At 45.7% G+C, this 12979-nt stretch carries 9 protein-coding genes; 5 read left to right on the top strand and 4 right to left on the bottom strand.

Translation table 11 applies throughout. From position 1 onward, the window contains the following. Positions 1-190: 190 nt before the first annotated feature. A complete protein-coding gene (locus tag C558_RS33070; protein ID WP_083927132.1) occupies positions 191-319 on the bottom strand; it encodes a sporulation protein YjcZ in 129 nt (42 codons plus the stop codon). A 194-nt stretch (positions 320-513) separates the two neighbouring features. Further along, on the bottom strand, positions 514-1878 hold the full coding sequence (guaD, locus tag C558_RS0109020) for a guanine deaminase (RefSeq protein WP_018755938.1): 1365 nt from the start codon (positions 1876-1878) through the stop codon (positions 514-516). 118 nt (positions 1879-1996) lie between these two features. Here guaD and C558_RS0109015 point away from each other — a divergent pair, with 118 nt between their 5' ends. The 3 genes from C558_RS0109015 (at position 1997) to gap (ending at position 5072) form a co-directional block, all read left to right on the top strand. Further along, the gene (locus tag C558_RS0109015; protein WP_018755937.1) at positions 1997-3094 is read left to right on the top strand and encodes a glycosyltransferase; all 1098 of its coding nucleotides are present in this window, start codon (positions 1997-1999) and stop codon (positions 3092-3094) included. Beyond that, positions 3091-3705 carry a glycerol-3-phosphate acyltransferase gene (locus C558_RS0109010; RefSeq protein ID WP_018755936.1) on the top strand — a complete coding sequence of 205 codons (615 nt, stop codon included), beginning with the start codon at positions 3091-3093 and terminating at the stop codon, positions 3703-3705. Before C558_RS0109015 ends, C558_RS0109010 begins: the two co-directional genes overlap by 4 nt. Before the next feature lie 332 nt (positions 3706-4037). Continuing rightward, complete coding sequence (gap, locus tag C558_RS0109005) at positions 4038-5072, top strand: type I glyceraldehyde-3-phosphate dehydrogenase (protein WP_018755935.1); 1035 nt, start codon at positions 4038-4040, stop codon at positions 5070-5072. 82 nt (positions 5073-5154) lie between these two features. On the opposite strand, the gene C558_RS30750 is transcribed toward gap, so the two are convergent. Together C558_RS30750 and C558_RS0108995 are read right to left on the bottom strand one after the other, a co-directional pair. Further along, complete coding sequence (locus C558_RS30750; protein ID WP_051106857.1) at positions 5155-6546, bottom strand: MFS transporter; 1392 nt, start codon at positions 6544-6546, stop codon at positions 5155-5157. Between the two features lie 206 nt (positions 6547-6752). Then, positions 6753-7370 carry a flavin reductase family protein gene (locus C558_RS0108995; RefSeq protein ID WP_018755933.1) on the bottom strand — a complete coding sequence of 206 codons (618 nt, stop codon included), beginning with the start codon at positions 7368-7370 and terminating at the stop codon, positions 6753-6755. Between the two features lie 530 nt (positions 7371-7900). Between C558_RS0108995 and C558_RS0108990 the strand changes: the two genes are divergently transcribed. Further along, positions 7901-8509 (top strand): class D sortase, encoded by a 609-nt coding sequence (locus C558_RS0108990; RefSeq protein ID WP_018755932.1) that lies wholly within the window; start codon positions 7901-7903, stop codon positions 8507-8509. A gap of 45 nt (positions 8510-8554) precedes the next feature. Then, positions 8555-12853 (top strand): collagen binding domain-containing protein, encoded by a 4299-nt coding sequence (locus C558_RS30745; RefSeq protein ID WP_020608495.1) that lies wholly within the window; start codon positions 8555-8557, stop codon positions 12851-12853. Positions 12854-12979 lie beyond the last annotated feature (126 nt).

Below are 12979 nucleotides of genomic sequence, written 5' to 3'. Positions count from 1 at the left end.
GTTATCGCTTGGAACACTTCAGCAATCCGAGTCTCGTCCAATCCGATGAATTCTAAGGAGTGCATTTTTATTTTATTTAAGCGACGATTGTGAAAATAAACCATATTTTGGAAAGTGAACGGTGTGATCTAGAGATATATTGTGAGTAAGAATGTGTTAAGTCGATTCGTAGTATGATTGACATTAGGCTCTAACAACCGCATCCAACACCACCGATATCACCAATACCACCAACACAAGCACAAGCGACAATGACTAACAAGATGAACAATACAAGGATTGTACTTGTGCTTGTAAAAGATCTACCAAGACCGGACATGTGAACACCTCCCAAAACCTTATTTTGATTACTCGTTATGTTATGAAGACTGATTTCTCTTTGTTTGGGTAGTTGTTACTGGTTAATTCACTATATTAATAACTAAACGAAAAAAGCCCCGAACACTCAGGGCCTTTTCATAGAAAACGTTACAAATGATATTGTTTCGTTAATTATATGCTAGAAGCATCCACTTACCGCGTATGAACCTTCTCGCCCTGTACCCACACCTCACGAATATTCTCAGGACGTGCCAGATACATGATCTTCTGGAACACATCATTTAAATCCTCATCCGCTTGATAGATCGGCAATTTAGCTGTCGCTAATGTCGTATCGATCATCTGTACATCCCATGCATAGTTCGCTTCCAAGCGGCCGATCGGTAAGCTGAGACTCTCACCGCCTCCGGCTGTTGCCAGATAGAAAGCTTCGTTAATGGTGATACGTGAATTCGGAACACCACGTTCAGCTGCAGGAAGAGCTGGATTCACGCCGTCTTCAAGCATGCGCGAAGAGATCACAGCTTGTCTCGCATTATCGAAGAGACTTGGTGAGAATCCGCCTGATATATCAGATCCAAGTCCAATCTCAACGCCTTTGGCTTGCAAATGCGCAATCGGGATCACGCTATTCGCAAAATAGCTATTCGAGACCGGACAATGGCATATCGCCGTGCCCTTCTCCGCGAATAGATCGGCGTCCTCATCATTCAGGAAGTTACAATGCGCCATGACAGATTTCTCACGTAGGAGTCCAAAATCATTTAATGCAAATGCATCGTTCTTATTGTGGCGATCCTGCACATAGCCGTGCGCCCAGTCGCTCTCGCTGCAGTGTGATTGCACATAAGTATCATACTTTGCCGCTAATGCGCCAAGTCCTTGTAAGCCTTCATCGGTACAGCTAGGAATGAAGCGCGGTGTTACGACAGGGTAGACGCCTTGTTTGGTTGTTCTTGCTAATTCCTGAATCGCAAGAATGAATTCCTCGGTATCTGCGAGTGCGGATGCCGTATCCTTATCACGATAATATTCAGGGTTATTCTCAGGATGATCCATGACCACTTTCCCAACCAGACCGCGTTGTCCTTGCTCGGCACAGATCTCAGCAAGTCGAATACTTGCTTCTTTATGAACTGTTGCAAAGTAGAGGGCTGTCGTCGTTCCGTTGGCAAGAAGTGTGCTAACGACGTCTTGGTAGACGTTCTCGGCAAAATCCAAATCTGCGAATTTCGATTCTAACGGGAAGGTATAGGTGTTAAGCCAATCATAGAGCGGGATATCGAGCGCCGTTCCGGATTGAGCCCATTGCGGGGCATGAACGTGCAAGTCGATGAAACCAGGCAAGAAATATTGGCCTTCAGCAAGTCGATGGAAATTCGTTTGGTGTTGATAAGTATCCAATAACGGTTGATAATCGTTGTCTTCGGGGGCAACAATTTGTTCGATCATCCCATCCGAATTAATACAGAAAAGATAATCTTTTAAGATGTGTACTTCTTTTGGTGATTTGGAAGAAAAAGCTGTCCCTAGAAAGATTTGCGAATATTTAGTCATGATATGCACCTTAATGTTCGTATTTTTGTTGAATGATACTAGATATTATAGGGGATCAGAAATGTAATGTCTATTCGCAATTCCTCATATACATAGAGCCAGAAGGGGGAATTCGGACATGTGGATTGTAATGCTAATGGTTGCCGGATGTCTCTGCGGATTCATACTATTCAGAAAAAATATCGTACCTTCCAATGATGAGCCCTATCGGGGCTCGCGTAAGCTCTCGATTATCATTCCTGCTCGAAATGAGGAGTGTAACTTGCCTTATCTTCTCGATTCGCTGATGTCGCAGACCACCCTACCTTACGAGATCATCGTGGTGGATGATTTCTCGACGGATCGGACGAGGGAAATCGCTGAACGTTATGCAGGCGTCACGGTGATTGCGGGCACTCCGCTCCCGGAGGGATGGACAGGGAAGAGCTGGGCAGTATGGAATGGTTATTTGCATGCTTCCGGCGATATTTTCGCTTTTTTGGACGCGGATATCCGAATGGCGCCCCACGCATTGGGCTCCTTGATAAAGGCACGTGAACGATCGAAGGGTGTCATCTCAGTGGTTCCTTTTCATCATACGGAGAAGCTGTACGAGAAGCTCGCGCTGGTCATGAATATGCTGGGTATTTTTACGTTTACGTCAGTCTTTGAGAAGAGGAATCCCAAGAAAGGTCTGTACGGCTCTTGTATCCTTGCTTTACGCGAGGATTATGAGAAGATCAAAGGCCATGAGAGCGTTAAATCGGAAGTATTGGATGATTTGCTCATCGGATCGAAATTCGTGGAAGCAGGTATTCCTGTCACCAATTTTATCGGATATGGGATGGTCTCCTTCCGGATGTACCCGCAAGGGATCCGAAGCGAGATTGAAGGCTTTAGCAAGGGGGCTATTTTAAGCACGTCGACATTAAGTCCATGGACGATTATCCCGATCGCGGTCTGGGTGGTTGGCCTCCTTGTATCAGATATTGCATTTGTTTTTGCGAACACGTCTTGGGCCTTGCCATTGTTCCTAGGTTATATCCTATATATGGCTCAGTTCTTCTATTTCATTCGATATGTTGGTGTGTTCGGGCTGCTGATTCCGGTGCTGCATGTGATTGCTTCCCTGTTTTTCGTCGTCATCATGGTGTATTCGATGTATCAGGTCGTTATCCTAGGGGAGGTCAGATGGAAAGGTAGGCTCGTCCAAGTGGGGGGTAGGCGAAATCGATGATGATATTATTGTGGATCGCCTGTGCTTTCCTATCGGGATCACTCATGTTCTCGTACTGGCTGGGTCTAGCGGGTCGCAAAAATTTAAAGGCTGTGGGCGATGGCAACCCCGGTGCTATGAACTTATGGAAGGCTCGAGGCTATAAAGTCGGCATTTTTGGTATCTTGTTGGATTTTGCTAAAGGTTACGTGCCTGTGATATGGGGGATCTCAAGCGGGTATGCCCCGGGTTATCTCATCATTCCGCTTGCGCTAGCTCCCATTGCGGGGCATGCCTTCTCACCGTTTCTACGGGGCAAGGGAGGAAAGGCGATCGCGGTAACCTTTGGGGTCTGGAGCGGGCTTACAGGCTTCGAGGTCTCGCTGGTATATGCGGTGGTATTGGCGGTTATGAAGGCAGGGAGCTTCTGGATCAACAAAAACAAGCCAACATCCACGGAGGCGGACGGCTTGCAGGTGGTAAGCGGGTTGTTGCTTGTGTTCATCTATTTGCTTCTCAACATGTTCTCGGCAGTGATTCTGCTCGTGTGGCTTGGAAATTTTGCGATTCTTGTTTACACCCATCGGGTGGAATTGGCCTCATGGCTGAAGAAGAGCGTTCAGCTAAAGTGAGCTCCACCCTTGAGACGTAAGTCGGTGAGGTGTCCAAGCATAGAACGACGTTGCAGTCTGAATAATCAGGACGGCACCGATTTATAGATCTGCCTCTCTTAACGGCTTCCGCGATGTTATAGTTATTATGAGTCATATATATAGTAAATTAGAAATAAATGGTAGTTAATAGATGTTTATAACAGGTTTCTTGACGGTTTTGTTAAAATATGAAGTATATGTTGTACTATAAATATAAATTAATCAAATAAATATTGTGTAACATTAGTTAATATGATACATTAATCCCGTTAGGTGCGAATGGAATTTATGACAGGGAGATGGTCTAACTCATGTTGATCGGGATTAACGGTATGGGAAGAATCGGACGTTTGCTAGTCCGCAGAGTATTCGAACATCCACAGGAATCGTGGCAATTGCGTGCAATTAACTGTCTGTATCCAGCATCGACGATTGCTCATTTATTGAAATATGACACCGTGCATGGGAAATGGGATCGAGACATTAAGGTGGAACCGAACGCGCTCATTATTGAAGGGCAACGGATTGAGGTATTAAGTGAGGCGAATCCAGCTTTCCTGCCTTGGAAGCAGCTTGGCATCCATACGGTCATTGATGCGACAGGGAAATTTACAGAACGGTCACAAGCTGCGAAGCATTTAGAGGCTGGGGCCTCCAAAGTGATCTTGTCGTCACCGGGCAAGGGTGTCGACATCACGGTTGTGATGGGAGTCAACGAGGACAACTATGATCTGGATCGACACTCGATTGTATCCGCCGCATCCTGTACAACAAATTGCTTAGCGCCCGTGCTTCAAATTCTAGACCATGCTTTTCAAGTTCAGACGGGTTGGATGACGACGATTCATTCCTATACGAATGATCAGAAGCATCTGGATAATCCACACCAAGATTTGCGTCGTGCCAGAGCGTGCGCGCAGTCCATTATTCCGACTACAACAGGGGTAGGCAAAGCGTTAGGCGATGTCATTCCGCATCTTGCTCCTGTGATCCAAGGCATCTCCATTCGTGTCCCGACACCGAATGTCTCCTTAATCGATTTGACTGTGGAGACACGGTATGAGGTGACATCTGAGCAAGTGCGCAGCGTCTTTAAGCAGGCGGTGGCAGGGAAATATGCTCCTTATGTTGCATTGTGCGATGAACCGCTCGTCTCCTCAGATTTCGTCGGGAACGAGAAGTCTTCGATTATTGACGGCATGTCGATTATGACGAGCGGCAGACAAGTGAAAGTGTTAGCATGGTATGACAACGAATGGGCGTATGCCTCTAGAGTTATTGATTTGACGCAGCACATGATCAGCCATGAAATGAGCATTCCCTATAAAGAAACGGTAACATCGTAACGAACAGTTGAAGTTGCAGTGAAAATAGCCTCCATCCCATAGCGTAAGGGATGAAGGCTATTTTTTTGCCTATCGTTCGGTTTTATTCAGATGTCGATGATTGTTCTGACGTGCTTGGCAGTCGACCGTATACGGCGAAGTATACGATGCTTCCTATGATGATTGCTGTGCTGAAGAGCAGCATCATATTGCTGTACAGAAATGCTGCAGCATCTCTTACCGTTGGGAGGAAGGAAGCAGCTAACCAAGGTTTCGTGAGTAGTCCTCCGACGATGGCCACACCCATGCCTTCGGCCAGGAAGCAGGCGAAGTTCAGCAGCCCCATTCCGGAGCCAGACTCTTCGGAATGCAGCGACCCTGCGACACTGGTGGAAATTATGGTCTTCACCAGGGAAAGTCCACCGAATGTCAGGATCATGGCACAGGTGATGAGCCAGGGTGTTCGGTCTGCGACCAGCGCAACGCTAAGAAAGCTTACAGTGATCATCCCAATGCCAATCGCCATTGTGAATAGATTCCCGCGTCGATCGACACAGATTCCGCCGAGGTAGCCGAATAGGATCACGCTGACAGTCCCCGGAAATAGAATACCAGCACCAATTAAACTAGTGGGCATCTGATATACGTCTTTCATCATGTAAGGAACCATCGCTACATAACCAGCTACTGTGCCTAACAGGATGCTGCCAGTAAGTACACCGACGATAAACGTTTTCCTGCTGAACAAAGAGGGTTCAATAAAAGGCTGCTCTGCACGTCGTATCCGCCAAGTAAACCCGATAAACAACAATATGCTGATCGCTAGGAAGGACCATTGAAACATCGTTGTAAAGAGAGTAAACGTAAGAATCCCAAGAGATAAGAGCATTGCCCCGAGGACATCCGTCTTTCCTTCACTTATCGATTCGTCAGGCAGCGTCTGAATAAAAAATGGTAGCGTTATAAGCGTCAATATCGGTAGAATGAACAAGTAGGACCAATGCAAATAAGTCGTAATCATCCCACCGATTACCGGACCGATGGCTTCGCCGAAGGCCACCATAGAACCAATGAGGCCAAAGGCTCTTCCTTGTTGATTCGGCTCGATACAACGCGCCACAATGACCATAATTAACGCCGGAACCGCTGAGATTCCTGCGCCTTGAATGAATCTTGCGGCGAGCACGCCGGGATAGTAGACATGGAACACAACCCCGACAATCGATCCTGTCCCGTATAGCAGCAGTCCGATCAGAAGCAATTTCTTGATACCGTATACATCGGATAACTTCCCATATACAGCTGTACCGATGGCGAACGTAAGCATGAAGCTCGTATTGATCCAGTTCGCCGCTGCGGGTGAAATGCCAAATTGTACGGCGATATCAGGTAGAGATACGTTAAATACGGTCTCGTTAAGCACACTGAAGAAAGCAAGAAAACTAAGCCATGCGATCGATTTTAGATAATTCAAAGAAATAGCCCCTTCGTACATCAAGGGGAATTGCGCAGTTTATAGGGTCAATGATGCGTCTTCCCCTAATTTTTGTACCCATATAAGCGTTGTTTGCCGCATGAATATGCCTCCTAATTAATCATCAATGATATGAATCAAGTTCATTATCCATTATACGTTATCGCACAGATTTTTGTATTTTTTTGTTAAAACGCAGAGAACAGACGAATCGGCAGCACCTTTGCCTAAGTAGTAGGGCCGAATACTGGAGCGAGTCTAGAAGATGAAAGCTGATGATCAAGTCCGAAATATTCGCAGAAATTCATAATCATCGGCTTCCATTTTGAAGGGTCAACATAATTGGGGTGGCCGTCCATCTGTAAATGCTCCTCAATGTGGACTTTCTGAATACGAACTTCGAGCGCAACCAAAGAGCTAGGATCCTCGACGGCGTGAACGTTCATCAGCGTTGCTTCCAACTGGACGGGGCATTCCAGGACACGCGGTGCGCGAACATGATGTGACGGCATAGGTGTTAGGCCCGCGATGCCGAACTTATCCGCTTCATGCTGATAGCCACGCTTGGCTTTCGATTCTGGAACCGGGTCTCTGCCCGTTAATAAGGTTAACTGGTCTATGGCATGAACAAAGTCCGTGGAAGGAAGATTCAGCACGCATTCGCGTTCACGTTGTAAATTCTGAACGGTCTGTGATTTACTGCTCATCCCCAGCATACAGGACTGATTCAGCCACCAAGCCGAGGACATCGGAGCCAAATTGGGGGTCCCGTCTTCGTTCAAGGTGCTGATAAGTACAACGGCGGAGCCAAAGTAGAGGATTTTAGGTTCAATGACAACATGCATAATCGATCCGCAACTCCAATCCCATATGATATGTTTTGACGAGTATAGCACATGTATTTTGTGTTGCGGTGTTATTGCGAATAAGACGGCAAGATAACGAAAGAGAGACGGCAGAGATGCCTTTTTTTGTTTCTAGTACAGGCCATTGCGGAATACTTCAATCAGAAGCCGGAAGTCTAATAAGAAAAAATTACCAAGAAAGCATGAACCATCGCGGTTGACGTGTTTACCTCAATTGGTTACAAAAGCCGCCTTGACTTCGTTTAGTGATGTATGTAGAATCTGTCATTGGCATGGCAGTGGTAAGTAGATTTACATCGTATCGTCCTAATTGAATTGTTTTTCACGCCCTATGGATGAATAGGGCTTTTTGATTTTTACTGGCCCGTAATAAGGCATTTCTAATGAAGTCAGTAAGCAGATACTGATTATTTTGCCATGGCCTGAGGATGATTAACGCGCAGAAGTTGCGTACGGTAATCTACCAGCGAGGGATAAGAAATTCGTATCAAGTGAAGGAGGAATGTTGAATGAAAAGCAAAGTGATGGCTCCCCTCCTCATTGTCATTGGCCTATTTATTTTCTGTTATCCCGGCCTATCCGAATGGATGGAAGATCAGCAGCAGCAGCGATTGGCGGCGGAATGGCAGACAAGTCTGCTAAATATCGATCCGGGCGATTCTGCTGCGGGTTTGAATCCATCAGATGATGTGGAACATGCCGCATCGTTGAAATCTAGCAAATCTGACGTAGAAGGTATTCTCAAAATTGATAAGATCGATTTAAATCTACCGATCTTGTATGGGGCGACGAGCAAAAATATGAAAACCTCTGTGGCCCAGATTGAGAAGACAGGTAAGGCGGGTGAGGTGGGAAATATGGCGATTGCTGGTCACCGTAACCGAACGTACGGGAGAAATTTCAACCGACTCGCAGAAATGGAGTATGGCGACATTATTGAAGTTGAGACGGAAAATAAGCAGTACCAATATGTCGTCACCGAAAAAATGACTGTGAAGCCAGATGATGTATGGGTGCTGGAACCGGAAGGTATCGAAAAAGAAATAACGCTTGTGACTTGTGAACCGATGGTTAATCCGACACATCGATTAATCATCAAAGGAAAATTATTAGATTAGAAGCCGCGAAATCTCGATCTAGATGTCGCAGAAGAGGTGAAAAGGTTGAATACGAGAAAAACGAAGAAAATACTATCTATATTTTTTGTTATTGCATTATTATTGAACGTCATGATGCCGATGGCTTATGCTGCTGATCTTTCGAAGGAGTCAGTTGGAACCAGAGGAAGCAGTGTAACGGAGGCCGTGTATGAGATTACGCATAATATGATTACCGGCGTCAGGATGACGGTCGGTGAAGAGGGACATGAACAAGACGTTTCAGAGGTGAGATTGGATACAGGGGAACGCGTGAAGATATATTTGGATTGGGCACTCCCTGCTAACCATGGGTACAAAGCGAATTCCAGCTTTACATTCGATCTGCCGGACAAGTTTACACTGAGTCAGCCGCTATCAGGCGATTTGTCGGGCGGAGTAGGTACATATACAGTAACGCCAGAAGGTAAAGTAACTTTGAAGTTTAATGATAGCATTGAAAATAACCTTGAATTACATGGGTATTTTTATGTATGGCGAAAATTTGATTCATCGAAATTGGAGGAAGGAACGGAGCAGAAAATCCTGTTTCCGTTTAAAGACGAAGTCAAGGATGTATCCGTGCATTTCAAAAATAAGGGCTCAGCCATGGACAAGTCTGGGATCGCGGATAAGGCATTCAATCCGAGCAAGATCGATTGGATCGTCGACTTGAACAAGGATGAGCGTATCATTCGGGAGCCGCGCATGGAAGATATCATCCCGGAGGGATTGGTGTTGGATGAAGCCTCCATTAAGGTTGAACCACTGAAGGTCCATTTGGATGGCACGGTTAGCGTAACGAACAGCGTATATCATCATTATTCGCATAAATTAACGGAAGAATTGACGGCTGATGGTAAGAAGCAGCAAAGGCTCACGCTTACTTTTGATGACAATATAGATCATGCTTACCGCATAAGCTATTCGACTACGATCAGCAAGACCGATCAGGCGACTTACAGCAATCATGCGATGCTGGTTGAAGGGTACGACGATCATGGCCAAAAGCCTCTGATGGAGCGTACGGGCAAGGTATCGGTGAACTTTAGCCAATCGCTGACGAAAAAAGCAGGAGCCTATGACCCTTCGAAGCAAACGGTGAATTGGGCGATCGAATACAATTACAATGAACAGTTGATCCCGAAGGATCAAGCGTATCTGATCGATACGTATGACACTCCAGCACAGGAGCTTGTAAAGGACTCTATAGAGGTCTATAAAGTACGTATTAATCCGGATGGCAGCGCGACGCCGCTTGAACAAGTGGTGAATTATACGCTGTATGAGGATAAGTCAGCTTCACAGTTCAAATTAAGCTTCAATCAAGATATTCGTGAAGGCTACTACATTCGTTATCAGACAAAACTGAAGGATCGTGTATATACGGACGGAAAAGCATCTAATGTTGTCATTATGCATGATGGCAAAGAAAGCCATGATTCGAAGGATATTCAAGAAGTCATTCTATCGAAAACGGGACAGATCACAAGCTACAAAGATAAAGAAATCAAGTGGACTCTGCAGGTGAATCGTGATTCGCAGACGATGAATCAAGTGGTTCTTAAGGATACGTTTGCGGGCCAAGGGCTGACTTATGTAGAAGGAAGCCTGCATATTACGGGGCTTGAATCAGATCAGACGTACACCGTGACGCCTGATCCGGATTACACGCAAGGGTTTCAGATTATGTTCACGAAGCCTGTGATGAATCATTATACCATAACGTACACAACAAAATTCGATTCAACGGCATATGATACGCAGAACGTCAAAACCTATAAGAACCGAGTGGATATGACCTGGAAGGATACGTCGGGTACACCTCAGTCCATTGGTAAGACGGCTTATGTGACGCCAATATCGAACATGCAGAATAACGGAAATAAAACAGGCTCCTATAACGCGGAAGACAAATCGATTTCTTGGACAATTGATATGAACTACAACCAACATGTGATTCAGAATGCTGTCGTAACGGATCAGCTAAAGGGTGTGCAGACTTTCGTTGAGAATTCACTCGTGATTAATAAGACCTCGATCGATGCCAAAGGTCAAGTCGTTGTTGGGGAACAAGTAGATCAGTATGATGTTGAATTTACGAAATCGCAGGATGGTACCTCGGAGGGGTTCAAAATAACGTTCCGTGGTCCGATCGACTCATCGTACCGAATTACGTATAAAACAAGCCTAAAATCCTTGCCTGTAGAAGGTGAATACTCGAACCATGCAACGCTGTCTGACCATACGGGTGGGTCGGGCACAAAGCTTTTTGAACAATCCAAAACGATCGTTCCTGTGTACGGTGGCGAATCTATCGATAAAAAGGGGAGACAGGGGACTTCGGTTAATGATATCGATCAAGCGTATTGGACGATTCATATCAATCGCAGTCAGTCCTATATTGCAGAAAATGCCGTCTTACAAGATACGATGTCGCCGAATCAAATCCCGCTAAAGGATACATTTAGACTTTACAAGCTGAAAGCAGATGCTAATGAGCATTTCAGTAAAGTGGGAGAGGTTGATCCAAAGGATTATACCTTAGAATTTCACGATAACGCTGCAGCGGGCGATCCCACCTTTACGATTACGTTCCATAAAGCGCTCGAAAGTGCGTATGTCCTGGAATATCAGACCTATATGAATGCGGTGCATCTCGAAAAAGTAACGAATAGCGTATCGTTTGCCGGGAAGACCGCACAAGAAATAGGAGATTCTGCGAACAAGGAAATTGTCGCTGATTATTCAGGTGCCGGTGGCGGAGCAATTCATGCGGTGAAAGGGAATATCTCGATCGTGAAAGAAGATTTCTCGGACCCGAATCATAAGCTGGCAGGCGCTAAGTTTGAACTCTATAATGCGGCAGGGGACAAGCTTCTGGCGACTTCAGACTTGACGGATAGCGATGGGAAAGTACAATTCAAAGATTTCAAGTCAGGCGATTACATGATTAAAGAGATCGTTGCCCCAACAGGGTATGTCGCTGATACGCAGTGGATAAGTGTGAAGTTTGATGCGAAGGATCCGACGCAAATGTTGGTGATTCAAAATAAAAAGATCAAGCAAGCATTTATTTTAACGAAAGTTGCAAAAGAAGAGCCCACACGAAAGCTAGAAGGTGCCGTCTTTAAATTGGAGAAGAAGGAAGCAGGCGGCATGCATGTCGTTACTGGTATGGAAGCCGTGGCGTCCGATCATAAAGGGCAAGTCATCTTGGCTAATTTGGATGTGGGCGACTACCAGCTCACGGAGATTAAGGCACCGAAGGGATATAAACGGGACCTAACGCCAATCCACTTCACGATTGATCCAAATCAGACAGTGATCAAAGAATATACGATGACGAACGATGTGATCGATAATGGCTCTGTTGAATTGACGAAGGTGGATGGGTTTGATGCTGCACCGCTTGAAGGCGTGGCGTTCGAACTACAGGATGCATATGGTCAGCCTGTTAAATCCAATCTGATGACTGATTCAAGCGGCAAAATCACAATGAATGATCTAAAGGCAGGACGTTACCAATTCGTAGAGGTGACACCTCTAGCTGATTATGATGCGCTTACAGATTCTGTACCGTTCGAAATCGAGAGCGAAGACCAAGTGAAAATTCGTATCGAGAACAACAAGACGCCAGGTGCTGTGAAGCTAACGAAGGTGGAATCAGGACGGCTGGATCAAACATTGCAAGATGCAATGTTCAGACTGTTGGATGCAGATAAGAACCCTGTGAAAGATAAAGATGGCAACGAACTGAAGCTGTTCATAACGGATCGTAACGGAGAAGTGAGAATTTCGGATCTCAGACCTGGAACATACTACTTCGAAGAGACTAAAGCACCGAATGGATACACGATCAAAGATCGTTATACCTCATTTCAAGTGGTGAAAGGGCAAGAAACCGAAGTTGTTGTTGCGAATGATCGCTATGTTAGCGGGGGAAAAGACGGGGATAACCCTGTGACAAATCCTCCTGAGTCGCCAGATCCAACAAAACCTATTGATCCGGTAGATCCAGAGGATCCTTCTAAACCTGGTAAGGATACATCGGATGAATCGACGGAAGGGCAAGAGGGTACGTCAGATGGCGGTTCTGATGCAGGAACGACGGACCATGGGGGTAAAGATCAACAGCCTCCAGCTATCAAGGAAGAAGATGATAGCGACCACATAACAGGACACAAGGACGATGACCGAACGCCCGGTCAATACCTGCCGAAGACAGGGGAAGATAGTCATCTTCCGATGCAACTCGCGGGACTAAGTGTGATGCTGCTAGGTGTAGCCATGCTTGTGTTTAAGAAAAAACGGATTCATTCCTAAAAAGAGCACCCCTTAGATAGACGTTGGAGAATTTTTTGAGTTATCCAATGAATTTCTAAGGGGTGTTTTGTCACATCTGGATTCGCTTACCCGTCATACGGATATAAAACGGGAAGGGGATGGTTC

The sequence above is a fragment of the Paenibacillus terrigena DSM 21567 genome, assembly GCF_000374845.1.
Lineage (GTDB): Bacteria > Bacillota > Bacilli > Paenibacillales > Paenibacillaceae > Paenibacillus_K > Paenibacillus_K terrigena.
Note: the sequence above shows the minus strand (reverse complement) of the source record. Positions and strands in the feature narration are given on the sequence as shown.